Origin of the sequence: Escherichia sp. SCLE84 (assembly GCF_012584495.1) — a bacterium.
In the GTDB taxonomy this organism is placed as follows: domain Bacteria; phylum Pseudomonadota; class Gammaproteobacteria; order Enterobacterales; family Enterobacteriaceae; genus ECMA0423.
In genome coordinates this window covers 3,949,326-3,975,048 of the sequence record NZ_CP051430.1, presented here as the reverse complement: position 1 = coordinate 3,975,048, position 25,723 = coordinate 3,949,326, and the positions used below count along the sequence as shown (strand labels likewise).

The window sequence follows — 25,723 nt, the reverse complement described above, 5'->3', positions numbered from 1 at the left end:
TTTGCGCGCGATAATACCATACTTCATTCTTCCACCAGCCACTTCTGCCAGCTTGCCCGCACCAGTTCACGCTCTGCGGTGAAGCAATCCTCCGGCACATGGCCCGGCAATTCCTGTAATGCCAGATGATGAAGTTCATCGCGCAGCGTAGTATACGCACGGGTCAGCGCCATCGCTTCCTGCTCTTCCATAATGTCGTTTTGCGCCAGTAGTTCCAGAATGCGCACGTTGTCTGACCAGCGCGTTAACTTCGGTTTTTCATGAGCGTAGCGCAACACCAGATATTGGGTAATAAATTCGATATCGGTAATTCCGCCTTCATCAGCTTTGATATCAAAGCGATCGCGATGTTTATTGCCGAGATGAGCGCGCATTTTCTCGCGCATTTCCCGCACTTCCGTTTGCAGAGTTTTACCTTCACGCGGCAGCGTCATAATCTCGCGACGCACCGCGTCAAAGTGCGCGGTGAGCTGCGGATCGCCGTACACTACCCGCGCACGCACCAGCGCCTGATGTTCCCACGTCCAGGCCTCGTTTTTCTGATAATCGGCAAATGCTTCTGCGGATGTCACCAGCATTCCCGCGGCCCCGGACGGGCGTAGCCGTGCATCCACTTCATACAAAATGCCGGAAGAGGTTCGCGTACTGAACAGATGCATAATGCGTTGCGCCAGACGCAGATAAAACTGTCGCCCGTCGATTTCCCGCTCGCCGTCAGTCATCGCATCCATTGGGCAATCATGGAGGAAGATCAGGTCAAGATCGGAACTGTAGCCTAACTCCCAGCCGCCCAGCTTGCCGTAGCCGACCACCGCAAAACCACGGCCTTCGCGATCGTTGAGGTGATTTGGCTTACCGTAGCGGGCCACCATTTGAACCCACGCCTGCTGAACGACGGCATCTATCATAGCCTCTGCCAGCCAGGTTAAGTGATCGCTCACTTTCATCACCGGTAGCGTACCAGCGATATCCGCTGCGGCGATGCGTAACAGCTGCGCCTGTTTGAACTGACGCAGCGCCTCAAGCTGTTGCTCTTCGTCATCTTCCGGCACGCGCAGCAAATACTGGCGCAACTCATCGCGGTAGGCATCGGTCGCCGTCGGCTGGTAAAGAGTGTTTGGATCGAGCAATTCATCCAGCAATAATGGATAACGCGCCAGCTGGCTGGCAATCATCGGCGATGCGGCACACAGAGAAATCAAATGTTTAAGCGCCGCAGGGAATTCACTGAGCAATTCTAAATAGGTGGTGCGGGTAACAATCCCCACCAGCAAGGCGGTAATGCGCGACAGCGTAACGGCAGCGTCTTCACGCGCACAGACATCACTTAGCAGATATGGCATCAGATGGTCGAGCACCTGACGTCCTCGCGGCCCGATAGTACGCTTATCCAGCTCTTTGCGGAAATCAGCAATCAGCGTTAGCACCTGTTTGCGATCATCCTCGCTAAGATGCGCCAGCACTGGCGTAGTGTCATCTTCCTGCAACGCATCCTGCCACAGCTCACGCCACTGTTCCGACAGCGACTCTTCCTGAGTTTCACTTTCGTCGTCGCCAATCAATTCATTAAACACCCGGCGCACATTGGTCATATGTGCGGTCAGCGCCCCGGTCAATTGCGGCCAGTCAGCAAAGTCCATCGCCCACGCCAGCCGCGCACGATTAAGCTCATCAGAAGGAAGCGTCTGGGTTTGTTCGTCGTTAATGCTTTGCAGCAGGTTTTCCAGACGCCGCAGGAACAGATACGCCACTCGCAATTGTTCAGCATCGTTTTCAGAAAGCAGATGCAGCTCGGCAATGGCGCTGAGCGTTGGCAGTAAAGAGCGCGATTGCAGCGACGGTTCGCGTCCGCCGCGAATGAGCTGGAACACCTGAACGATAAATTCAATTTCGCGAATGCCGCCTGCGCCGAGTTTGATATTGTCGGTCAAACCACGTCGACGCACTTCACGGGCAATCATCCCTTTCATGTTGCGCAGCGACTGAATCACGCTGAAATCGATGTAACGACGGAAAACAAACGGGCGCAGCATCGCACGCAACTCGTTAGCATAGACGCCTTCGCTATCGCCCATAATCCGCGCCTTGACCATCGCGTAACGCTCCCAGTCGCGCCCCTGCTCCTGGTAATAATCCTCCAACGCGGCAAAGCTCAGCACCAGCGGGCCACTTTCGCCAAACGGACGCAGCCGCATATCCACGCGATAGACGAAGCCATCCTGCGTTGGTTGATCCAACACTTTAATCAGCCGCTGCCCCATGCGGGTAAAAAACTGCGCGTTATCCAGTTCCCGGCGTCCGCCCTGCGTACAACCATGTTCCGGCCAGGCAAAAATCAGATCGATATCTGAGGAGAAATTCAGTTCCCCACCGCCCAGCTTACCCATGCCTAAAATCAGCAGCGGTTGCGCTTCGCCCTGCGCATTGCACGGCGTTCCCCACTCGCGGCAGCAAGCGTCATACAGCCAGTCACGCGCGGCGACAATCAGCGTCTCCGCCAGATGGCTGAGCTGCTGCAATATGCTCTCTTCAGTAACCAAAGCCAGCGTTTGCGCCCAGGCGATGCGCACCATAATGCGCCGCCGGAATAGCCGCAGCTCGCGCATTAACCCGGCTTCGTCACTCACATTACTGAGCGCCTCCTGCAACCATGCCGCGTAATGCTGCCATTCGTCGGCCTGCGGCGGTTGGCTTTCCAGTTCCGTCAGCCACTCTGGATGCGCAATCACGCTGTCCTGCACAAAATCACTGAAAGTAAGTACTGACTTCGCCTGTGCGCTAAGTGATTTCTCGGCTAAAGGCTCTGGCAGCCGCTCAACAACGGTCTGCCAGTACTGCTGTAACGGTGAAGAGAGCGGCTTCATAAGCGATTTTATCCTTGCCTGATTAACGTTTTCCGCTGTGCAACCAGAACGGTTCCTGATTGTTTGCCTCATTACGGAAATGTTCAATTTCAATGCGTTGCCCGGTCGCAATAGCGTGACGCAGCCCCTGCCAGTTCTCCAGCCAGGCTTGCGCGACGACAGGATCATAGTAACCCGCCAGCAACAGTATTGAGTCAATATCACGCGTCAGACGTGGCAACTGGTCACGGTAGCGATCGCCCAACGGCTGGCAGAAAACGCTTTTCAGTTCAGCGGCATGGCGGGAAAGATGGATATCGGCAAAGCGTTTGAAGGAATCGCTCATTTTACTCTGCGCTTTGGCATCTAAAAACGGCTGCCAGGCTTTGCTTACCAGCCATTCGGTCAACGCCAGCTTCGCCATTGCCGTTTTGGTAGAGTAGACCGCCGTCACGGCAGAAACCGCAGAAGCGATGGTCGCTTCGCATTGAGTCAGCAAATCACGTAAGTGAGTGCTCGCTTTGCGCGGCACAATACCACCGAACAGCATCAGTGTATGACGGACCAGACCAATGGCTGCCAGCACCTGTTCTTTCGCCGCATCGTTGCCGCGTACCCACAGTTCTTCATGATACTGCCATTGCGCTAACGCCAGCTCGAGCGCCGCTTCCAGCCCCTGTTCCACATCGGCTTTTGCCGCAACATGCAAAATGGTGGTCGGTTTGATTTCACGCGCCGGATTGCCCTGCGCCAGATGATAGCCACGCGCCGCTTTGCTCAGGCTGCCCTGGCGTAATCCGGTTTGCGATACCAGTTGGTTCGCCAGTTTCAGCACCGCGCGCGTGTCGCCGCTAAGCAGTTCCAGTTCCAGCTCACAGATAGGTTCAGCAAATTCCCCCGCTTTCACCTCCCCCTGATCGAGAGCGATTTCAATTCGGCTGTCATCGACCGCCACCAGCCATTTTTCGCGATAAAAATCGGTGCTGAACAGCGGTTGTACGCGGGAAGCGAGATCGGCGGGCAATTCGCCGTTCGGCCAGACTTCCGTCGGTAACTGCGCCAGGTCGAGCGTCGGTTCGCTCAACGCCACGTTATATTCCGGGCGCTGGTGTAAGCCGCCTGTCACTCTTCCTGCAACTTTCATGGTCATCTCATAGCGACCGTTTTCGCCACGAATACGTAAGCCCATATCGTGCCCACGCAGCCAGTTATCCGGCGTTTCGTAGTAAATATTCAGCAACTGCACGGGGTCATGGTGCTCGCCGCCCAGCGTATTGAGATGGTCACGCAACGCCTCAACGGCACTGTGATTAACAATAAACTTTAATTCGATTTCCTGAGCCATGGCCTTTACTTATCGGTTATGTCACATAAGTGACGATGAACGGCGAACTTAATGCGATCTTTTTTGTCAGTAGATAGTATTTTGCGCCAAATTGCCATGCAACGGGCAATTTGACGGGCGTAAAAGTTTGAAGCAGTGGCAAGACCTGACACAGAGGATTCCGATTGATGTCGAATGCTTTGCGTAGCGACACTGATGCCACTACTATCGTTCCACTTTCCATGACAATAACGACAGCCTGATGCCAAAATTACGCCTGATCGGATTAACTTTACTCGCACTTAGCGCCACTGCCGTCTCACACGCTGAAGAAACGCGCTATGTTTCTGATGAACTGAATACCTGGGTCCGTAGCGGTCCGGGAGATCATTATCGCCTCGTGGGCACGGTTAACGCCGGCGAGGAAGTGACCTTATTACAAACTGACGCCAACACCAATTATGCCCAGGTGAAAGACAGCTCTGGCCGTACCGCCTGGATCCCGTTGAAACAACTTAGCACTGAGCCAAGCCTGCGCTCCCGTGTGCCAGATCTGGAAAATCAGGTCAAAACCCTGACCGATAAACTCACCAATATCGATAACACCTGGAATCAGCGCACCGCAGAAATGCAGCAAAAAGTGGCGCAGAGCGACAGCGTGATCAACGGATTAAAAGAAGAAAATCAGAAATTGAAAAACGAGCTGATTGTCGCGCAGAAAAAGGTCGATGCCGCCAGCGTACAGCTGGATGACAAACAGCGCACCATCATCATGCAATGGTTTATGTATGGCGGTGGCGTGCTGGGGCTTGGCTTGCTGCTCGGTCTGGTACTGCCACACCTGATCCCAACGCGCAAACGCAAAGATCGCTGGATGAACTAAATCGCCTTCTTCGTTGCACTGTCTTATTATTAGGAATTGTGTATTTGACGAAGGGATGATGGCGTGAAGATTTATCTGGTCGGTGGTGCTGTTCGGGATGCATTGTTAGGGCTACCGGTCAAAGACAGAGATTGGGTGGTGGTCGGCAGTACGCCACAGGAGATGCTCGACGCGGGCTACCAGCAGGTAGGCCGCGATTTTCCTGTGTTTCTGCATCCGCAAACGCATGAAGAGTATGCGCTGGCACGTACCGAACGGAAATCCGGTTCCGGTTACACCGGTTTTACTTGCTATGCCGCACCGGATGTCACGCTGGAAGATGATCTTAAGCGTCGCGATCTGACCATTAATGCGCTGGCTCAGGACGATAACGGCGAGATTATCGACCCGTACAACGGTCTGGGCGATCTGCAAAATCGTCTGTTGCGCCATGTTTCCCCCGCTTTTGGCGAAGATCCGTTACGCGTTCTGCGCGTGGCGCGTTTTGCTGCGCGTTATGCCCACCTCGGTTTTCGTATTGCCGATGAAACTCTGACGCTGATGCGCGAGATGACCCATGCGGGTGAACTGGAACACCTGACGCCTGAACGGGTATGGAAAGAGACGGAAAGCGCCCTCACCACCCGCAATCCCCAGGTGTTCTTCCAGGTACTGCGCGATTGCGGTGCACTTCGCGTTTTATTCCCGGAAATTGACGCCCTGTTTGGCGTTCCGGCCCCTGCCAGGTGGCATCCGGAAATCGACACGGGTATTCATACCTTAATGACGCTCTCAATGGCGGCGATGCTGAGTCCGCAGGTTGATGTCCGTTTCGCAACTTTATGCCACGATCTCGGTAAAGGACTGACGCCGCCAGAACTTTGGCCGCGTCATCATGGGCATGGCCCGGCGGGTGTTAAGTTAGTGGAACAACTATGCCTGCGTCTGCGCGTGCCAAATGAAATTCGCGATTTAGCCAGACTGGTGGCTGAGTTTCACGATCTCATCCACACCTTCCCAATGCTGAACCCAAAAACCATCGTCAAATTATTTGATTCCATCGATGCCTGGCGTAAACCGCAGCGTGTCGAGCAACTGGCGCTGACCAGCGAGGCTGACGTACGCGGCAGAACCGGTTTTGAATCAGCGGACTACCCGCAAGGCCGTTGGTTGCGCGAAGCCTGGGAAGTGGCGCAGTCAGTGCCGACAAAAGCGGTCGTTGAAGCGGGATTTAAAGGTGTGGAGATTCGCGAGGAGCTGACCCGACGGCGGATTGCGGCGGTAGCCAGTTGGAAGGAACAACGTTGCCCAAAGCCTGACTGAGTATAAAACTAAACGTTAACACGAACCATCCCCTCGCCCCTTCGGGGAGAGGGTTAGGGTGAGGGGAACAGACCAGCACCGGTGCGAACAATCACCCCCACCCCGGCCCTCTCCCTACAGAGCGAGGGAGAAAACCAGGCCTGCTCCCGAACTTTTTCTCAATCAAAAGAACACGACGTACACCGCAGCCGCCACAATAAAGCGATAAATGGCGAACGGGATAAACGAAATGCGCTTAATCAATTGCAGGAAGGTTTTAATCGCTATCAGCGCCACCACAAAAGCGGTGATAAACCCAACGGCAAACATCGGGATATCGCCGGTTGTCAGGAAGCCCCAGCTTTTGTAGAGATCGAGCGCCGTTGCGCCCATCATCATCGGTACCGCCAGCAGGAACGAGAACTCGGAAGCAGCGTAACGGCTCACGCCCATCAGCATCCCACCTGAAATGGTGGCCCCGGAACGGGAGAAACCCGGCCACAGCGCCAGACACTGGAAACAGCCAATCATAAACGCCTGACGATAGGTCATATCATCAAGACCCGGCGCACGCGGCTCTTTCGGCTTCAGGCATTCGGCGGCAATCAGCAACAAACCGCCAACGACCAGTGCATACATCACATTTATCGGGTTAAACAATGACTTAATCGTGTCGTGGAACAACAGCCCCAGTACCACCGCCGGAATCATCCCCAGCAAAATGTGGATCAGCGTTAAACGACCTTTGCTTTCTCCTTCGTGCTGCAACGGGCGGCCAAAGTGGATGCCAATCAGGCCAAACAGACGCCGCCAGAACATCACTACTACCGCCAGAATTGATCCTAACTGGATCACAACTTCAAAGGTTTTCGCCGTGTCGCCCTCGAACCCCAACAAGTGACCGACAATAATCATATGGCCCGTGCTGGATACCGGCAGAAATTCTGTCAATCCTTCGACCACACCCAATATTGCCGCTATCAGCAGCGAGTGCATATCGCTCATCAATAAACCCCTAAATTATTAAAATGTACCGCTTGTCCGGACTACTGCAGTAAGACCAGGTTATAACCGTTTGGTTTAACAGCTGTAAAATTAATTATTTTCTTTCAGATTATTGCCACGCTCAATGATTACGCCAACATTCGCCGCCCGCGCCACTGCGCCTGGCTTGCTGAGTTTGATACGCACCCACGGCGAGTTGAAGCGTGCTAACAGCAGCTCCGCCACCTCTTCAGCCACGCGTTCCACCAGCGCAAAACGCGCCCCCTCGACGTGGCTGACCACCGTTTCTGCAATGTCAGCGTAACTGAGGCAATCCGCCACATCATCACTTTTCGCCGCTTTACGGTTATCCCATGCCATTTCGATATCGAACACTAACTTCTGTTCGATGGTCTGTTCCCAGTCGTAAACACCAATAGTGGTGATTACCGAAAGTTGCTCTATAAATACAATATCCATCACGTCCTGCCTGCTTTTTGGCTAACCGGATACCACTTCCGGCGAAATGTGCGTATTATCCACAGATTCATCGTTGAACACGAATTTTCAAAACGGAACAGCTTATGAGTGCAATCGCGCCTGGAATGATCCTCATCGCGTACCTCTGCGGCTCCATTTCCAGTGCCATTCTGGTTTGCCGCTTGTGTGGGCTGCCCGATCCGCGAACCAGCGGCTCCGGCAATCCAGGCGCAACCAATGTGTTACGTATCGGTGGCAAGGGAGCAGCCGTAGCAGTACTGATTTTCGACGTTCTGAAAGGAATGTTGCCCGTCTGGGGCGCGTATGAATTAGGTGTCAGCCCCTTCTGGCTAGGCTTAATTGCCATCGCCGCCTGTCTTGGACACATCTGGCCCGTTTTCTTCGGATTTAAAGGAGGAAAAGGCGTTGCTACCGCTTTTGGTGCCATCGCACCCATTGGCTGGGATCTCACCGGAGTAATGGCGGGAACCTGGTTACTGACCGTGCTATTGAGCGGATACTCGTCGCTGGGAGCGATTGTCAGTGCACTGATTGCTCCATTTTATGTCTGGTGGTTTAAGCCACAATTCACCTTCCCGGTTTCGATGCTCTCTTGCCTGATCCTGCTGCGTCATCATGACAACATCCAGCGTCTGTGGCGTCGTCAGGAGACAAAAATCTGGACGAAATTCAAAAGAAAGCGCGAAAAGGATCCCGAGTGATTTCTGGTGGATCTACATGACCTGATAGCCTTCATCGGGCTTGCCCAGCCGTTGCTGGCACCATGCCGCCAGAAATTCCACGCAGACACGTAATTTCATGCTGCGATAGAGCGGCTCCCGGTAAACAGCCCAGATATTGGCGCTTTGTGCATACTCCGGCAATACTTGCACCAGTTTGCCACTCTCCAGAAACGGCAACACATCCCACTCGGAACGCAGCATAATCCCTTTGCCCTCCAGCGCCCATTGCAACACTATCTCGCCGCTATTGGAGGAAAGATGCCCGCTAACCTTCACCGATTTTTTCTCCTGACCGTTCCCCAACTCCCATATTCCGTGGGTCATATCGCGCTCTTTGGTCACCAGACAGTCATGACGACTTAATTCCTGTAATGATTGTGGCTGCGGATATTTTTGCAGATACTCAGGTGCTGCGCATAATATTCTTTTATTTTTCGTTAACAGATGCGCAATATAATAATCAGGAATTTCGTCATTAATACGAATATCCAGATCAATATTATCCTGCACTAAATCAATTTGCCGATCGAACAATTCAAAATGCACCTGTAACTCAGGATAATTGCGCATAAGTTCGGTAATGGCTGGCGCAATATGGCTGCGCCCAAAACCAAAACTGCAACCAATACGAATCATCCCCTCCGGGCGCGTTTTGATTTGCGTGACGTCATCGACCAGTCGCTGATATTGGGTGAGGATTTCCAGCGCATGTTCGTAACAACGTTGGCCACTTTCAGTCAGCGCCACGCCGCGAGCGGAGCGGTTCAGCAGCGTTGTTGCCAGCGTATTTTCAAGGATTTGGATCCGCTTGGTGACAAATGCAGGCGTCTGCCCAAGCGTCGCCGCTGCAGCACTAAAACTCCCGCTGTGGACGATTTCTACCAGTACCTGCAAGTCTTTGGCTAAAGGCCAGCTATTCAGCATCGTTAATTATCCGCAGTTGTGATAAGCGCAGTGTATTTCGCAAAACATTGCCATTCCCTGCTCTGGCGCAATATTCATTCTTATTTTCGCGTTGATTCACGAACTGTTAATTACATATTCACGGTGGCAAAAAATATAAAACCACATTTTTAGTGGTAGTTTGTGGCGGTGAATTTTTCCAGACAAATACAAAAACTGGAGTTGCCATGATGAGCGAAAGTAATAAGCAACAGGCAGTGAATAAGTTGACAGAGATTGTCGCTAACTTTACCGCCATGATTTCTACCCGAATGCCTGATGACGTGGTGGATAAACTAAAACAGCTAAAGGATGCCGAAACGTCGTCGATGGGGAAAATTATCTACCATACGATGTTCGACAACATGCAAAAAGCGATTGACCTGAATCGTCCTGCCTGTCAGGACACCGGGGAGATTATGTTCTTCGTTAAAGTCGGTTCCCGCTTCCCACTGCTTGGCGAGCTGCAAAGCATACTCAAACAAGCCGTGGAAGAGGCAACCGTCAAAGCGCCACTACGTCACAATGCGGTAGAAATTTTTGACGAAGTAAACACCGGCAAAAATACCGGTAGCGGCGTACCGTGGGTCACCTGGGACATCATCCCCGACAATGACGATGCGGAAATCGAAGTTTACATGGCAGGCGGCGGCTGCACGCTACCTGGCCGCTCGAAAGTGTTAATGCCGTCAGAAGGCTACGAAGGCGTGGTGAAATTCGTCTTCGAAAATATCTCCACCCTCGCCGTAAACGCCTGTCCACCGGTACTGGTGGGCGTGGGCATCGCCACCTCGGTGGAAACCGCCGCCGTACTCTCGCGTAAAGCCATTTTGCGCCCGATTGGCAGCCGCCATCCCAATCCAAAAGCGGCAGAACTGGAGCTACGCCTGGAAGAAGGACTCAACCGTCTGGGGATTGGTCCACAAGGGCTGACCGGCAACAGTTCAGTGATGGGCGTACATATCGAATCTGCCGCCCGCCATCCGTCAACCATCGGCGTTGCTGTCTCTACCGGCTGCTGGGCGCATCGTCGCGGCACGCTGCTGGTTCATGCCGATCTCACCTTTGAAAATCTGTCTCACACCCGGAGCGCGTTATGAAAAAGATCCTGACAACCCCGATCAAAGCTGAAGATCTGCAAGATATTCGCGTCGGCGATGTGATCTACCTGACCGGTACGCTGGTGACCTGCCGCGACGTTTGTCACCGCCGTTTGATCGAACTGAAACGTCCGATCCCTTACGATCTCAACGGCAAAGCGATTTTCCACGCTGGCCCCATCGTGCGCAAAAACGGCGACAAATGGGAGATGGTCTCCGTCGGCCCGACAACCAGTATGCGTATGGAAAGTTTTGAACGTGAATTTATTGAGCAGACCGGCGTGAAACTGGTGGTTGGCAAAGGTGGTATGGGGCCGCTGACCGAAGAAGGCTGCCAGAAATTCAAGGCGCTACATGTGATTTTCCCGGCAGGCTGCGCGGTGCTGGCGGCAACCCAGGTAGAAGAGATTGAAGAAGTGCACTGGACAGAACTCGGGATGCCGGAGTCACTGTGGGTCTGCCGGGTCAAAGAGTTCGGCCCGCTGATTGTCTCTATTGATACCCACGGCAACAACCTGATAGCCGAAAACAAAAAGCTGTTCGCCGAACGCCGCGATCCCATCGTGGAAGAGATCTGCGAGCACGTCCATTACATCAAATAACCCTCCCGGAGAGGCTCACCCCTCTCCTTTTTCGCAGGCATAACACGATGAAACCTTCCACTGAATGGTGGCGATATCTTGCGCCGCTGGCGGTCATCGCCATTATTGCTCTACTTCCGGTTCCCGCAGGGCTGGAGAACCATACCTGGCTCTACTTTGCCGTTTTTACTGGCGTGATCGTTGGACTGATCCTCGAACCCGTGCCGGGTGCCGTGGTGGCGATGGTGGGTATATCCATCATCGCCATACTCTCTCCCTGGCTGCTGTTCAGCCTGGAGCAGCTCGCTCAGCCAGGCTTTAAATTCACTGCAAAATCCCTCTCGTGGGCCGTTTCCGGTTTTTCTAATTCGGTTATCTGGCTGATTTTCGCCGCCTTTATGTTTGGCACAGGCTATGAAAAAACCGGGCTTGGACGCCGCATTGCGCTGATTCTGGTGAAAAAGATGGGGCATCGTACGCTGTTTCTCGGCTATGCGGTGATGTTCTCCGAGCTGATCCTGGCACCTGTAACACCGTCCAACTCGGCGCGTGGTGCGGGGATTATCTATCCCATCATCCGTAACCTGCCACCGCTCTATCAATCACAACCAAACGACAGCAGTTCACGCAGCATTGGCTCGTACATCATGTGGATGGGGATTGTTGCCGACTGCGTGACCAGCGCCATTTTCCTGACGGCGATGGCACCAAACTTGCTGTTAATTGGACTGATGAAAAGTGCATCTCACGCCACGCTGAGTTGGGGCGACTGGTTCCTCGGGATGTTGCCGCTCAGCATTTTACTGGTTCTGCTGGTTCCCTGGATGGCTTACGTGCTGTACCCACCGGTACTGAAGTCTGGTGATCAGGTGCCGCGCTGGGCAGAGACGGAACTGCAGGCAATGGGCCCGCTCTGTTCTCGTGAAAAACGGATGCTGGGGCTGATGGTAGGCGCGCTGGTGCTGTGGATTTTCGGCGGTGATTATATCGATGCCGCGATGGTTGGTTACAGCGTAGTGGCACTGATGCTGCTTCTGCGCATTATCTGCTGGGACGACATTGTCAGTAATAAAGCGGCGTGGAACGTTTTCTTCTGGCTGGCCTCGCTTATCACCCTCGCTACCGGACTCAACAACACCGGTTTTATTAGCTGGTTTGGCAAACTGTTAGCAGGCAGCTTAAGTGGTTATTCGCCGACGATGGTGATGGTGGCATTGATTGTGGTGTTTTATCTACTGCGCTACTTTTTCGCCAGCGCCACGGCGTATACCTCCGCCCTCGCACCGATGATGATCGCCGCCGCGCTGGCGATGCCGGAAATCCCGCTGCCGGTGTTCTGCCTGATGGTTGGCGCGGCAATTGGTCTGGGGAGCATTCTTACACCATACGCCACCGGACCCAGTCCGATTTACTACGGTAGTGGTTATCTGCCAACGGCGGATTACTGGCGACTGGGGGCGATTTTTGGGCTGATATTCCTCGTATTGCTGGTGATTACCGGCTTACTGTGGATGCCCGTGGTGTTGCTTTAAGTAAGGACGGTGCCGGAAATTGCTCTCCGGCACCCGATAGTTTTACGCGGCCGGTAACTCCGCCAGTGGCCAGCGCGGACGCACGCTAACGCCGAGATCCGCCGTCGCGCCTGCTTTAAACCGCACCATTCCGGCATAGGCGATCATCGCGCCGTTATCAGTACAAAACTCCGGACGCGCGTAGAACACTTCGCCGCGGCGTTTTTTCATCATTTCAGCCAGCTTCGCCCGTAACGTACGGTTAGCACTCACGCCGCCTGCCATGACCAGTCGCTTAAAGCCAGTCTGATCCAACGCTCGCTTGCACTTAATCATCAGCGTATCGACCACCGCATCTTCAAAGGCGCGGGCGATATCAGCACGCGTCTGGTCGTCGGTGCCGTTGTCACGAATGGTATTTGCCGCGAAGGTTTTCAGACCGGAGAAGCTGAAATCCAGCCCCGGACGGTCGGTCATCGGACGCGGGAAAACAAAGCGCCCGGCAGTACCCTGAGCCGCCATTTTCGACAGTAACGGTCCGCCAGGATAATCCAGCCCCAGCAGCTTCGCGGTTTTATCAAACGCTTCACCGGCGGCATCATCGATAGACTCGCCGAGCAGCTCGTACTGACCAATGCCAGTCACGCTGATTAACTGCGTATGACCGCCGGACACCAGCAGCGCGACAAACGGAAATTCCGGCGGGTTATCTTCCAGCATCGGCGCTAACAGATGCCCTTCCATATGGTGTACCGGGATTGCCGGAACGTTCCAGGCAAACGCCAGAGAACGCCCCACGGTTGCGCCAACCAGCAGTGCGCCGACTAATCCAGGGCCTGCGGTATAGGCCACAGCATCAATGTCTTTTGCCGTTAAGCCAGACTCCTTTAGCGCCGCCTGGATCAACGGTACGGTTTTGCGCACGTGATCGCGGGAGGCCAGTTCAGGCACGACGCCGCCGTAGTCAGCGTGCAATTTCACCTGACTATACAATTGGTTGGCTAACAAACCTTTTTCATCGTCGTAAATGGCGATGCCGGTTTCATCGCAGGAAGTTTCAATACCCAGTACACGCATGACTTGTTTTACCTCGCTTTATTACCGCGCAGTGTAGGACCAATGCGGGTTGATGTAAAACTTTGTTCGCCCCTGGAGAAAGCCTCGTGTATACTCCTCACCCTTATAAAAGTCCCTTTCAAAAAGGCCGCGGTGCTTTACAAAGCAGCAGCAATTGCAGTAAAATTCCGCACCATTTTGAAATAAGCTGGCGTTGATGCCAGCGGCAAACCGAATTAATCAAAGGTGAGAGGCACATGCCGGTAATTAAAGTACGTGAAAACGAGCCGTTCGACGTAGCTCTGCGTCGCTTCAAGCGTTCCTGCGAAAAAGCAGGTGTTCTGGCGGAAGTTCGTCGTCGTGAGTTCTATGAAAAACCGACTACCGAACGTAAGCGCGCTAAAGCTTCTGCAGTGAAACGTCACGCGAAGAAACTGGCTCGCGAAAACGCACGCCGCACTCGTCTGTACTAATTCCCCGAGAGCGTTGCTCTCCGATCAGACCGAGTTGTAGTTGTAAGGCCGTGCTTCCGAAAGGAATGCGCGGCTTATTTTCGTTTATGAATTGCTAAAAATCGGGGCCTATGGCTGGACGAATCCCACGCGTATTCATTAATGATCTGCTGGCACGCACTGACATCGTCGATCTGATCGATGCCCGTGTGAAGCTGAAAAAGCAGGGCAAGAATTTCCACGCGTGTTGTCCATTCCACAACGAGAAAACCCCGTCATTCACCGTTAACGGTGAGAAACAGTTTTACCACTGCTTTGGATGTGGCGCGCACGGCAACGCGATCGACTTCCTGATGAACTACGACAAGCTCGAGTTCGTTGAAACGGTCGAAGAGCTGGCAGCAATGCACAATCTTGAAGTGCCATTTGAAGCAGGCAGCGGCCCCAGCCAGATCGAGCGCCATCAGAGGCAAACGCTTTATCAGTTGATGGACGGTCTGAATACGTTTTACCAACAATCTTTACAACAACCTGTTGCCACGTCTGCGCGCCAGTATCTGGAAAAACGCGGATTAAGCCACGAGGTTATCGCTCGCTTTGCGATTGGTTTTGCGCCCCCCGGCTGGGACAACGTCCTGAAGCGGTTTGGCGGCAATCCAGAAAATCGCCAGTCATTGATTGATGCGGGGATGTTGGTCACTAACGATCAGGGACGCAGTTACGATCGTTTCCGCGAGCGGGTGATGTTCCCCATTCGCGATAAACGCGGTCGGGTGATTGGTTTTGGCGGGCGCGTGCTGGGCAACGATACCCCCAAATACCTGAACTCGCCGGAAACAGACATTTTCCATAAAGGCCGCCAGCTTTACGGTCTTTATGAAGCGCAGCAGGATAACGCTGAACCCAATCGTCTGCTTGTGGTCGAAGGCTATATGGACGTGGTGGCGCTGGCGCAATACGGCATTAATTACGCCGTTGCGTCGTTAGGTACGTCAACCACCGCCGATCACATACAACTGTTGTTCCGCGCGACCAACAATGTCATTTGCTGTTATGACGGCGACCGTGCAGGCCGCGATGCCGCATGGCGAGCGCTGGAAACGGCGCTGCCTTACATGACAGACGGCCGTCAGCTACGCTTTATGTTTTTGCCTGATGGCGAAGACCCTGACACGCTGGTACGAAAAGAAGGTAAAGAAGCGTTTGAAGCGCGGATGGAGCAGGCGATGCCACTCTCCGCATTTCTGTTTAACAGCCTGATGCCGCAAGTTGATCTGAGTACCCCTGACGGGCGCGCACGTTTGAGTACGCTGGCACTGCCATTGATATCGCAAGTGCCGGGCGAAACGCTGCGAATATATCTTCGTCAGGAATTAGGCAACAAATTAGGCATACTTGATGACAGCCAGCTTGAACGATTAATGCCAAAAGCGGCAGAGAGCGGCGTTTCTCGCCCTGTTCCGCAGCTAAAACGCACGACCATGCGTATACTTATAGGGTTGCTGGTGCAAAATCCAGAATTAGCGACGTTGGTCCCGCCGCTTGAGAATCTGGATGAAAATAAGCTCCCTGGACTTGGCTTATTCAGAGAACTGGTCAACACTTGTCTCTCCCAGCCAGGTCTGACCACCGGGCAACTTTTAGAGCACTATCGTGGTACAAATAATGCTGCCACCCTTGAAAAACTGTCGATGTGGGACGATATAGCAGATAAGAATATTGCTGAGCAAACCTTCACCGACTCACTCAACCATATGTTTGATTCGCTGCTTGAACTGCGCCAGGAAGAGTTAATCGCTCGTGAGCGCACGCATGGTTTAAGCAACGAAGAACGCCTGGAGCTCTGGACATTAAACCAGGAACTGGCGAAAAAGTGATTTAACGGCTTAAGTGCCGAAGAGCGATCGGGAAGCCCCCGACAGCCGCACTGAGAGGCAGCGGCAAATATATAAGTACGCCCTCGTAATTATCGTTGGCGGTAAACAACCGTTGGATTTCAGCGTTAACGGCTGAAGGACATCGGGTCAATCGCCCAACACCAACCTCATGAAATAAGTGTGGATACCGTCTTATGGAGCAAAACCCGCAGTCACAGCTGAAACTTCTTGTCACCCGTGGTAAGGAGCAAGGCTATCTGACCTATGCCGAGGTCAATGACCATCTGCCGGAAGATATCGTCGATTCAGATCAGATCGAAGACATCATCCAAATGATCAACGACATGGGCATTCAGGTGATGGAAGAAGCACCGGATGCCGATGATCTGATGCTGGCTGAAAACACCGCGGACGAAGATGCTGCCGAAGCCGCCGCGCAGGTGCTTTCCAGCGTGGAATCTGAAATCGGGCGCACGACTGACCCGGTACGCATGTACATGCGTGAAATGGGCACCGTTGAACTGTTGACCCGCGAAGGCGAAATTGACATCGCTAAGCGTATTGAAGACGGGATCAACCAGGTTCAATGCTCCGTTGCTGAATATCCGGAAGCGATCACCTATCTGCTGGAACAGTACGATCGTGTTGAAGCAGAAGAAGCGCGTCTGTCCGATCTGATCACCGGCTTTGTTGACCCGAACGCAGAAGAAGATCTGGCACCTACCGCCACTCACGTCGGTTCTGAGCTTTCCCAGGAAGATCTGGACGATGACGAAGATGAAGACGAAGAAGATGGCGATGACGACAGCGCCGATGATGACAACAGCATCGACCCGGAACTGGCTCGCGAAAAATTTGCGGAACTACGCGCTCAGTACGTTGTAACGCGTGACACCATCAAAGCGAAAGGTCGCAGTCACGCTGCCGCTCAGGAAGAGATCCTGAAACTGTCTGAAGTATTCAAACAGTTCCGCCTGGTGCCGAAGCAGTTTGACTACCTGGTCAACAGCATGCGCGTCATGATGGACCGCGTTCGTACGCAAGAACGTCTGATCATGAAGCTCTGCGTTGAGCAGTGCAAAATGCCGAAGAAAAACTTCATTACCCTGTTTACCGGCAACGAAACCAGCGATACCTGGTTCAACGCGGCAATTGCGATGAACAAGCCGTGGTCGGAAAAACTGCACGATGTCTCTGAAGAAGTGCATCGCGCCCTGCAGAAACTGCAGCAGATTGAAGAAGAAACCGGCCTGACCATCGAGCAGGTTAAAGATATCAACCGTCGTATGTCCATCGGTGAAGCGAAAGCCCGCCGTGCGAAGAAAGAGATGGTTGAAGCGAACTTACGTCTGGTTATTTCTATCGCCAAGAAATACACCAACCGTGGCTTGCAGTTCCTTGACCTGATTCAGGAAGGCAACATCGGTCTGATGAAAGCGGTTGATAAATTCGAATACCGCCGTGGTTACAAGTTCTCCACCTACGCAACCTGGTGGATCCGTCAGGCGATCACCCGTTCTATCGCGGATCAGGCGCGCACCATCCGTATTCCGGTGCATATGATTGAGACTATCAACAAACTCAACCGTATTTCTCGCCAGATGCTGCAAGAGATGGGCCGTGAACCGACGCCGGAAGAACTGGCTGAACGTATGCTGATGCCGGAAGACAAGATCCGCAAAGTGCTGAAGATCGCCAAAGAGCCAATCTCCATGGAAACGCCGATCGGTGATGATGAAGATTCGCATCTGGGGGATTTCATCGAGGATACCACCCTCGAGCTGCCGCTGGATTCTGCGACCACCGAAAGCCTGCGTGCGGCAACGCACGACGTGCTGGCTGGCCTGACCGCGCGTGAAGCGAAAGTTCTGCGTATGCGTTTCGGTATCGATATGAACACCGACCACACGCTGGAAGAAGTGGGTAAACAGTTCGACGTTACCCGCGAACGTATCCGTCAGATCGAAGCGAAGGCGCTGCGCAAACTGCGTCACCCGAGCCGTTCTGAAGTGTTGCGTAGCTTCCTGGACGATTAATCGGTAGGCCGGATCAGGCGTTACGCCGCACCCGGCACTAGTCCCTTTGCACAAACGCCACCTTTTCGGTGGCGTTTTTTATCGCCCACGCACTACCAGCGCCTGGTCCAGCTCGCGATACGCTTCAACCAGTTTCTCTAGTGAAACGCGACTTAAACCGCTGGGATTTGGCAGCACCCAAATCTGCGTCGAACCAATGGTGAGCGTTTGTTTCCCCCACTGTGCACCGCGCTGGCTGAATCCCTGTTCATATGCTTGTTTGCCCAGAATCGCCAACGCCTGCGGCTGATAATCTTCAATTTTTTCAATCAGCTTACGCCCACCTGCGTGCAGCTCCTGCTTTGAAACTTCATTGGCTTGCACCGTTGGACGGTCTACCAGTTTGGTGACGCCACAACGATAATCCAGCAGATGCTGTGCCTCCTGCGGCTTCAACTGACGGTCGGTAAACCCGGCCTGATATATCACCTTCCAGAAGCGATTTGCTGGATGAGCAAAGGGAAAACCAGTCCCAGCGGATGAAAGCCCAGGGTTGATACCGCAAAACACGACCCGTAACCCTGGAGCCAAAATATCCTCAACCATATTTACTCCTTTCTAACATCACCAGGAAAAGTATAACGGATTGAAAATACATTGTTTATAAAAACAGCAGGCGCACGGTAATGGCTGGATTGCGACACGGAGTTACTTTATAATCCGCTACCATGGCCCCTTAGCTCAGTGGTTAGAGCAGGCGACTCATAATCGCTTGGTCGCTGGTTCAAGTCCAGCAGGGGCCACCAGATATAGCAAAGGCTGACGAGAAATCGTCAGCCTTTTTCTTTTTATATATCAGTTACTTTGCGTGCCAGTAAGCCGCTGCACGTACCCGCTGTGGGTCATACTGTTCCGCTTCAAAGCGGCGGCTTAAATTCTTAACGACTTTACCTTCGCCGGTTATCCAGATGAAGTAATCATCGGCAGGGATTTGCATCTGCGCCAGACGCGCATCTACCGCCTGCTCATCATGTGCCAGCCATTCGATATTAAAACCATCAAGGTGCGCGAGATAATCCTGACAGGCGTTATCCCGCACGCTAACCAGCGCACTAACTTGCGGTTTAACGGCAAGTTTGCTCAACGTTTCCAGGCGGCGGCGCAGTGCGGGCATTCCGGATTCATCGCAGACATACAGCTGATACGCGTAATCTTCCGGCACCACCAGCGAACCGCGCGGACCTGCCACCGTAAGTTTATCGCCCGGTTGCGCCTGCATCGCCCAGCCGCTGGCGACCCCACCGTCGTGAATAAAGAAATCGATCGCCAGTTCATGGCGTAGTTCGTCATACAGCGGCGTATAGTCACGCGACGGTGGGCGTGGTCCTTCCGGCCAGACGATGCCCTCTTCCGTTACCGTTGGCGGCACAAAGTGAGCGTCAGGTTGAGGAAAGAAGAGTTTGCTGTGATCGTCAAAGCCGCGCGATGTAAAACCGTCCAGCGCCTCGCCGCCGAGGACAATGCGCTGAAAACCGGCGCTGATGCGCTCAACGCGTAACACAGTCAGTTCACGGAAGCGCAGATCATTGCGAACGCGCTGCGGGTAGCGGGGGGAGTTATTCATTGTTATCGCCTTCGTGATAGTAATCAGATATATCTAAATAATTTTCGTAAATGATAATGATTGTTAATCATGATAAATGCAAGCGATTTGTAGAACTGATATATCTGAAGTATGTGAAGGCATTCAGTGCCATAGCAATGCTGCCGGATGCGGCGTGAACGTCTTATCCGGCCTGGATGTGAGGTGCTTCCACGTTTAAACATCATTTTTGTACTTGCAGTAATGCTCACATCAGATATAAATTAGATATATCTAATTAAGCAAAAGGAGGCTGATATGAGCCATCATCACGAAGGGTGTTGTAAACATGAAGGCCAGCCACGCCATGAGGGCTGCTGCAAAGGTGAGAAGTCAGAACACGAGCACTGCGGACACGGTCACCAGCATGAACACGGTCAATGCTGCGGTGGTCGCCACGGTCGCGGCGGCGGTCGTCGGCAACGTTTCTTTGGTCACGGTGAATTGCGTCTGGTGATTCTGGATATTCTCTCGCGCGATGACAGCCACGGTTACGAATTGATTAAAGCGATTGAGAACCTAACCCAGGGGAATTACACCCCAAGCCCGGGCGTCATCTACCCAACGCTGGATTTTCTGCAGGAGCAGTCGCTGATTACCATCCGCGAAGAGGAAGGTGGTAAGAAGCAGATTGCGCTGACCGAACAAGGCGCGCAGTGGCTGGAAGAAAACCGCGAACAGGTGGAGATGATTGAAGAACGCATCAAAGCGCGTTGCGTTGGCGCGGCGCTGCGCCAGAACCCGCAAATGAAGCGGGCGCTGGATAATTTTAAAGCGGTGCTGGATTTACACGTCAACCAGAGCGATATCAGTGATGCACAAATAAAAAAGATCATTGCGGTGATCGACCGCGCCGCTTTTGATATTACGCAACTGGATTAATCGCCGCATCCGCCAGTGGCGCGGTGCAATTGCCGGATGCGACGCTTGACGCGCCTTATCCGGCCTACACCCGCTACACACCCCGCAGGCCTGATAAGATGCGCCAGCATCGCATCAGGCATTGTGCTCCAACCGCCGGATCCGGCATACCGATTAATGCAGCACCGTCACCGCGTCTTCCAGTCGGCTGGCGCGGTGTTTCACCATCGCCGACACCTGCGCACTCTCTTCCACCAGCTCGGCATTTTTCTGGGTGATCAGGTTAAGCTCATCCACTGCACGGGTCAGGCTGGAAAGCCCATCGGCCTGTTCCAGCGTTGAATGGCTAATCTGGGCGATCAACTGGGTGACGTTTTTCACCTGTGCCACAATATCTTCCATCGTCCGTCCGGCGGCGTGTACCTGCTGCGAACCGGATTGCACCTTATCAGCACTGGCATCAATCAGCTTGCGAATATCGTTGGCAGCATTAGCGCTGCGGCTGGCTAAATGACGCACTTCCCCTGCCACCACTGCAAAACCTTTGCCCTGTTCGCCGGCACGCGCCGCTTCCACCGCCGCATTCAGGGCCAGAATATTGGTCTGAAACGCAATATCGTTAATCAGCGAAGTAATGGTGCCAATGCGCTGGGTACTGTCGGCGATATCGTCCATTGTCTTGATCACCGTGGTCATCGCCTCCCCACCCTGCACTGCCGCATTACTGGCGGTGATAGAAAGTTTATCGGCAGCCGACGCCGTGGCAGAGTTCTGTTTCACCGACGCCGCCATTTGGTTCATGGTCGCCACCGTTTGCTGAACGTTATCAACTGTCTGCTGGGTATGTTCGTTCAGTTCATCGGTGCCTTTCGCCAGCGTCTCACTGCCATTTCTGACACTGGACACCTGGCTTGAGACATCGTTAATTAGCCAACGGCACATCAGGCCAAGCTGCCCTACCGCGCGTAATGTCAGCCCCAGCTCATCGCTGCGATTCAGGTGCTCAACACTATTACGCTCTCCGGTCGCCACCTTCAGTGCCTGACGGGCGACATTTTCTATCGGGCGCACAATCTGCCATTCAAAACAAGCGCTTGCCAACAATACCACTAACACACAGAGGAAATACGTCACCACCGGGGCAGCAACAAACCAAAGCATGGCCGCCAGCAAGATAAACATCAGGGTCATCACTCCACGCGCCCGCCAGCGAAGCGGTAATGAAGGCAGTTTACCCAGCCAGCCTTTACGCACCACCAGGCCTTTATGAATACGCTTACTGGTACGTCCGGCGTTCAGCGCTTTGTACAGCGGCTCCACCGCCGCAATCTCTTCATCCGTCGCCCGGGTACGAATCGACATATAGCCACTGATTTTTCCCTCGCGCACCATCGGTACCGCATTGGCCCGCACCCAATAATGGTCACCATTTTTGCGGCGATTTTTCACGATGCCGCTCCAGGGCTCCCCTTTTTTCAGGGTGAACCACATATCCGCAAACGCCGCTTTTGGCATATCCGGGTGACGCACCATGTTGTGCGGCTGCCCTTGTAACTCTTGCAAGGTAAAGCCGCTCACCTGCACAAAAGTGTCATTAGCATGAGTGATATAGCTTTGCAGATCGGTAGTGGACATCAGAGTGGTATCGTCCGCCAGCGGGGTATTTTGCTGGGTGACATACGGATGAGAAGACATGTTCGCGTCCTGTGCAGGTTATATGGTTGTTAACTTCTTGTCAGAGTTTATGTCGGCCCCGCTGCGGTTATCTTTAACCGATTAATTTGATTTAGATCGCAATTTGCGATTAAAGCACAAATCTAATTCTTTGATTTAAAATACTTTCACTCTGTTACTATACGAAAACGTTAATTATCTTGCCCAAAAATCAGGCAATTATTGCCCTGAAAACGTGCATTTGCGCAGCAATCATCAAATCCATACCCGACAAAAACCGTGCAAAATAACAACAAATGTTAACAGATAGCATTAAATATTGCACAAATGATAACCGAATTTGTGTTTATCCCGATTTTCGCGATCGCAGCCGGAGTGGCGCAATCCCTGCAATACTTAAATCGGTATCATGTGATACGCGAGCCTCCGGAGCATATTTTGAACAGGTTACCTTCGAGCGCATCGGCTTTAGCGTGCAGCGCCCACGCCCTGAATCTCATTGAGAAGCGAACGCTGGATCATGAGGAGATGAAAGCACTTAACCGAGAGGTGATTGAATACTTCAAAGAGCATGTCAATCCGGGGTTTTTAGAGTATCGCAAATCTGTTACCGCCGGCGGGGATTACGGAGCCGTAGAGTGGCAAGCGGGAGGTTTAAATACGCTTGTCGACACCCAGGGACAGGAGTTTATCGACTGCCTGGGAGGTTTTGGAATTTTCAACGTGGGGCACCGTAATCCAGTTGTGGTTTCCGCCGTACAGAATCAACTTGCGAAACAACCGCTGCACAGCCAGGAGCTGCTCGATCCGTTACGGGCGATGTTGGCGAAAACCCTTGCTGCGCTAACGCCCGGTAAACTGAAATACAGCTTCTTCTGTAATAGCGGCACCGAGTCCGTTGAAGCAGCGCTGAAGCTGGCGAAAGCTTACCAGTCACCGCGCGGCAAGTTTACTTTTATTGCCACCAGCGGCGCGTTCCACGGTAAATCACTTGGCGCGCTGTCGGCCACGGCGAAATCGACCTTCCGCAAACCGTTTATGCCACTGCTGCCGGGCTTCCGTCATGTGCCGTTTGGCAATATCGAAGCCATGCGCACGGCTCTTAACGAGTGCAAAAAAACCGGTGATGATGTGGCTGCGGTGATCCTCGAACCGATTCAGGGTGAAGGTGGCGTAATTCTGCCGCCGCCGGGCTATCTCACCGCCGTACGTAAGCTATGCGATGAGTTCGGCGCACTGATGATCCTCGATGAAGTACAAACGGGCATGGGGCGCACGGGCAAGATGTTCGCCTGCGAGCATGAGAACGTACAGCCGGATATCCTCTGCCTTGCCAAAGCGCTCGGCGGCGGCGTGATGCCGATTGGCGCGACCATCGCCACTGAAGAGGTGTTTTCAGTTCTGTTCGACAACCCATTCCTGCATACCACCACCTTTGGCGGCAACCCGCTGGCCTGTGCGGCGGCGCTGGCGACCATCAATGTGTTGCTGGAGCAGAACTTACCGGCTCAGGCTGAGCAAAAAGGCGATATGTTGCTGGACGGTTTCCGTCAACTGGCGCGGGAATATCCCGATCTGGTACAGGAAGCGCGTGGTAAAGGGATGTTGATGGCAATTGAGTTTGTTGATAACGAAATCGGCTATAACTTTGCCAGCGAGATGTTCCGCCAGCGCGTACTGGTGGCCGGAACGCTCAATAACGCCAAAACGATCCGCATTGAACCGCCACTGACACTGACCATTGAACAGTGTGAACTGGTGATCAAAGCGGCGCGTAAGGCGCTGGCGGCCATGCGAGTAAGTGTCGAAGAAGCGTAATATCAAATCGGATGGCGATACGACGTCGCCATCCGATCTTTTTATACGACGCGTACGCCCGCAGGCATCATCCGCTCCGGCGTTAACAACACGCTTTCACTGCCGTCATCGGTTTCCGCACACAACAGCATGCATTCCGACGTTTCACCACGCATTTTCGCTTTTTGCAGATTGCATAAGACCACCACCGTTTTCCCCATCAGCTCTTCTTCGCTGTAGTACGGCACCAGGCTGGTCACGGTTTGCAGTGTTTTTTCCCCCACATCAACCTGTACGATGTACAGCTTGTCGGCGTTTTCATGGCGTTTCACTTCCACAATCTTTCCGACGCGCATTTCCAGACGTGCAAAATCAGCGTAAGCCACGGTTTCCATTGTTTCCTCCCTTCGGGTAAAATTTTACTAAACTATAGCAAAAGTTTTTCTCAATCCTGTAGGCTAAAAATGGAGAATGCAGGCGTGATCACATTCGTGAGCCGCTGTGTTACCGTTACAGCGTCAAAGAAACGCGCTTTATTTACTGAAAACAGGTGACCCGATAAGCACTTCCTCTACAATGGGGGCGCACATCAGGGAAAGTAAAAAAGGTAAACATGGCAACACTAAAAGACATCGCAATCGAAGCTGGCGTATCCCTGGCGACAGTATCCAGGGTCTTAAATGACGATCCGACATTGAATGTGAAAGAAGAGACGAAACATCGCATTCTCGAGATCGCCGAAAAGCTGGAGTACAAGACCAGTAGTGCCCGTAAACTCCAGACAGGTGCAGTCAACCAACACCATATTCTGGCTATCTACAGCTACCAACAGGAGCTGGAGATCAACGATCCTTACTATCTGGCGATCCGCCACGGCATTGAAACTCAGTGCGAAAAGCTGGGCATTGAGCTCACCAACTGTTATGAACACAGCGGATTACCAGACATTAAAAACGTCACCGGTATTTTAATTGTCGGCAAACCCACGCCCGCCCTGCGCGCCGCCGCCTGTGCGTTGACCGACAATATCTGTTTTATCGACTTTCACGAACCCGGCAGCGGTTACGATGCGGTGGATATCGATCTGGCACGCATCAGTAAAGAAATCATCGACTTCTATATCAACCAGGGCGTTAATCGTATTGGTTTTATTGGCGGTGAAGATGAGCCTGGCAAGGCGGATATTCGTGAGGTCGCCTTTGCGGAATATGGCCGACTGAAACAAGTGGTACGCGAAGAGGATATCTGGCGCGGCGGTTTTTCCAGTTCGTCGGGTTATGAACTGGCAAAACAAATGCTGGCGCGGGAAGACTATCCGAAGGCACTGTTTGTTGCTTCCGATTCCATTGCTATCGGCGTACTGCGGGCAATTCATGAACGAGGCCTGAACATCCCACAGGATATTTCGCTTATCAGCGTTAACGATATCCCCACCGCGCGATTTACCTTTCCGCCGCTCTCCACCGTGCGCATCCATTCCGAGATGATGGGAAGTCAGGGCGTTAACCTGGTGTATGAAAAAGCCCGCGATGGTCGCGCGCTGCCGCTGTTAGTCTTCGTTCCCAGCAAATTAAAACTGCGCGGCACGACCCGTTAAATCCCCTTACACACTGTCCGGCAATCGTTTTTGCCGGACAGTGCTGCCGTTTATTTTCGTGATCCAGTTAAAGTAAATGC

General features: G+C 53.1%; 22 protein-coding genes and 1 tRNA gene. 13 read left to right on the top strand and 10 right to left on the bottom strand.

The window, feature by feature from the left end; translation table 11 throughout:
* Positions 1–23: 23 nt before the first annotated feature.
* On the bottom strand, positions 24–2,864 hold the full coding sequence (glnE, locus tag HGD79_RS19270; protein WP_139496489.1) for a bifunctional [glutamate--ammonia ligase]-adenylyl-L-tyrosine phosphorylase/[glutamate--ammonia-ligase] adenylyltransferase: 2,841 nt from the start codon (positions 2,862–2,864) through the stop codon (positions 24–26).
* Positions 2,865–2,886: 22 nt separating this feature from the next.
* The gene (gene ygiF / locus HGD79_RS19265) at positions 2,887–4,188 is read right to left on the bottom strand and encodes an inorganic triphosphatase (protein WP_000046272.1); all 1,302 of its coding nucleotides are present in this window, start codon (positions 4,186–4,188) and stop codon (positions 2,887–2,889) included.
* Between the two features lie 241 nt (positions 4,189–4,429).
* Here ygiF and HGD79_RS19260 point away from each other — a divergent pair, with 241 nt between their 5' ends.
* Positions 4,430–5,050, top strand: coding sequence for a TIGR04211 family SH3 domain-containing protein (locus HGD79_RS19260; protein ID WP_001125332.1), 621 nt, complete (start codon positions 4,430–4,432; stop codon positions 5,048–5,050).
* Between the two features lie 63 nt (positions 5,051–5,113).
* Entirely contained in the window at positions 5,114–6,352 is a 1,239-nt protein-coding gene (cca, locus tag HGD79_RS19255) for a fused tRNA nucleotidyltransferase/2',3'-cyclic phosphodiesterase/2' nucleotidase/phosphatase Cca (protein WP_139496490.1), read from the top strand.
* A gap of 162 nt (positions 6,353–6,514) precedes the next feature.
* Here the strand turns inward: cca and bacA are convergent, their stop codons facing one another.
* A complete protein-coding gene (gene bacA / locus HGD79_RS19250; protein WP_001305111.1) occupies positions 6,515–7,336 on the bottom strand; it encodes an undecaprenyl-diphosphate phosphatase in 822 nt (273 codons plus the stop codon).
* Positions 7,337–7,426: 90 nt separating this feature from the next.
* Entirely contained in the window at positions 7,427–7,795 is a 369-nt protein-coding gene (gene folB / locus HGD79_RS19245; RefSeq protein ID WP_001295541.1) for a bifunctional dihydroneopterin aldolase/7,8-dihydroneopterin epimerase, read from the bottom strand.
* Positions 7,796–7,899: 104 nt separating this feature from the next.
* On the opposite strand from folB, the gene plsY reads away from it, so the two are divergent.
* The gene (gene plsY, locus HGD79_RS19240) at positions 7,900–8,517 is read left to right on the top strand and encodes a glycerol-3-phosphate 1-O-acyltransferase PlsY (RefSeq protein ID WP_001272796.1); all 618 of its coding nucleotides are present in this window, start codon (positions 7,900–7,902) and stop codon (positions 8,515–8,517) included.
* Between the two features lie 12 nt (positions 8,518–8,529).
* Here the strand turns inward: plsY and ttdR are convergent, their stop codons facing one another.
* Complete coding sequence (ttdR, locus tag HGD79_RS19235) at positions 8,530–9,462, bottom strand: L-tartrate utilization transcriptional activator TtdR (RefSeq protein ID WP_000935206.1); 933 nt, start codon at positions 9,460–9,462, stop codon at positions 8,530–8,532.
* A gap of 206 nt (positions 9,463–9,668) precedes the next feature.
* Here ttdR and ttdA point away from each other — a divergent pair, with 206 nt between their 5' ends.
* From ttdA to ttdT, 3 genes are read left to right on the top strand one after another with little or no spacing between them, the layout of a single operon-like run.
* The gene (ttdA, locus tag HGD79_RS19230; RefSeq protein ID WP_000986797.1) at positions 9,669–10,580 is read left to right on the top strand and encodes a L(+)-tartrate dehydratase subunit alpha; all 912 of its coding nucleotides are present in this window, start codon (positions 9,669–9,671) and stop codon (positions 10,578–10,580) included.
* Positions 10,577–11,182: a L(+)-tartrate dehydratase subunit beta gene (gene ttdB / locus HGD79_RS19225; protein WP_000722957.1), complete on the top strand. Its 606-nt coding sequence runs from the start codon at positions 10,577–10,579 to the stop codon at positions 11,180–11,182. The genes ttdA and ttdB overlap by 4 nt, the downstream gene beginning before the upstream one ends.
* 47 nt (positions 11,183–11,229) lie before the next feature.
* Positions 11,230–12,693, top strand: a complete 1,464-nt coding sequence (gene ttdT / locus HGD79_RS19220) for an L-tartrate/succinate antiporter (protein WP_000804961.1) — start codon at positions 11,230–11,232, stop codon at positions 12,691–12,693.
* A 42-nt stretch (positions 12,694–12,735) separates the two neighbouring features.
* On the opposite strand, the gene tsaD is transcribed toward ttdT, so the two are convergent.
* Positions 12,736–13,749 (bottom strand): tRNA (adenosine(37)-N6)-threonylcarbamoyltransferase complex transferase subunit TsaD, encoded by a 1,014-nt coding sequence (gene tsaD / locus HGD79_RS19215; protein ID WP_001264365.1) that lies wholly within the window; start codon positions 13,747–13,749, stop codon positions 12,736–12,738.
* Positions 13,750–13,985: 236 nt separating this feature from the next.
* Here tsaD and rpsU point away from each other — a divergent pair, with 236 nt between their 5' ends.
* The 3 genes from rpsU (at position 13,986) to rpoD (ending at position 18,093) form a co-directional block, all read left to right on the top strand.
* Positions 13,986–14,201 carry a 30S ribosomal protein S21 gene (gene rpsU / locus HGD79_RS19210; RefSeq protein ID WP_001144069.1) on the top strand — a complete coding sequence of 72 codons (216 nt, stop codon included), beginning with the start codon at positions 13,986–13,988 and terminating at the stop codon, positions 14,199–14,201.
* 110 nt (positions 14,202–14,311) lie between these two features.
* A complete protein-coding gene (dnaG, locus tag HGD79_RS19205; RefSeq protein ID WP_000918827.1) occupies positions 14,312–16,057 on the top strand; it encodes a DNA primase in 1,746 nt (581 codons plus the stop codon).
* Positions 16,058–16,251: 194 nt separating this feature from the next.
* Complete coding sequence (rpoD, locus tag HGD79_RS19200; RefSeq protein WP_000437371.1) at positions 16,252–18,093, top strand: RNA polymerase sigma factor RpoD; 1,842 nt, start codon at positions 16,252–16,254, stop codon at positions 18,091–18,093.
* Positions 18,094–18,171: 78 nt separating this feature from the next.
* Here rpoD and mug read toward each other — a convergent pair whose 3' ends face one another.
* Entirely contained in the window at positions 18,172–18,678 is a 507-nt protein-coding gene (gene mug, locus HGD79_RS19195; protein WP_000228937.1) for a G/U mismatch-specific DNA glycosylase, read from the bottom strand.
* Between the two features lie 124 nt (positions 18,679–18,802).
* Here mug and HGD79_RS19190 point away from each other — a divergent pair.
* Positions 18,803–18,878, top strand: a tRNA-Ile gene (locus tag HGD79_RS19190).
* A 53-nt stretch (positions 18,879–18,931) separates the two neighbouring features.
* Here the strand turns inward: HGD79_RS19190 and nfeF are convergent.
* Positions 18,932–19,696, bottom strand: a complete 765-nt coding sequence (gene nfeF, locus HGD79_RS19185; RefSeq protein ID WP_001065895.1) for an NADPH-dependent ferric chelate reductase NfeF — start codon at positions 19,694–19,696, stop codon at positions 18,932–18,934.
* 276 nt (positions 19,697–19,972) lie between these two features.
* Between nfeF and nfeR the strand changes: the two genes are divergently transcribed.
* Complete coding sequence (gene nfeR / locus HGD79_RS19180) at positions 19,973–20,596, top strand: DNA-binding transcriptional regulator NfeR (RefSeq protein WP_000018000.1); 624 nt, start codon at positions 19,973–19,975, stop codon at positions 20,594–20,596.
* Positions 20,597–20,749: 153 nt separating this feature from the next.
* On the opposite strand, the gene aer is transcribed toward nfeR, so the two are convergent.
* Positions 20,750–22,270 (bottom strand): aerotaxis sensor receptor Aer, encoded by a 1,521-nt coding sequence (gene aer, locus HGD79_RS19175; RefSeq protein ID WP_000094682.1) that lies wholly within the window; start codon positions 22,268–22,270, stop codon positions 20,750–20,752.
* A 417-nt stretch (positions 22,271–22,687) separates the two neighbouring features.
* On the opposite strand from aer, the gene ygjG reads away from it, so the two are divergent.
* Positions 22,688–24,067, top strand: a complete 1,380-nt coding sequence (gene ygjG / locus HGD79_RS19170; RefSeq protein ID WP_001297164.1) for a putrescine aminotransferase — start codon at positions 22,688–22,690, stop codon at positions 24,065–24,067.
* 41 nt (positions 24,068–24,108) lie between these two features.
* On the opposite strand, the gene HGD79_RS19165 is transcribed toward ygjG, so the two are convergent.
* On the bottom strand, positions 24,109–24,441 hold the full coding sequence (locus tag HGD79_RS19165; protein WP_000450589.1) for a tRNA-binding protein: 333 nt from the start codon (positions 24,439–24,441) through the stop codon (positions 24,109–24,111).
* Positions 24,442–24,659: 218 nt separating this feature from the next.
* On the opposite strand from HGD79_RS19165, the gene ebgR reads away from it, so the two are divergent.
* The gene (gene ebgR, locus HGD79_RS19160) at positions 24,660–25,643 is read left to right on the top strand and encodes a transcriptional regulator EbgR (RefSeq protein WP_000212470.1); all 984 of its coding nucleotides are present in this window, start codon (positions 24,660–24,662) and stop codon (positions 25,641–25,643) included.
* The last annotated feature ends 80 nt before the right edge of the window (positions 25,644–25,723 follow it).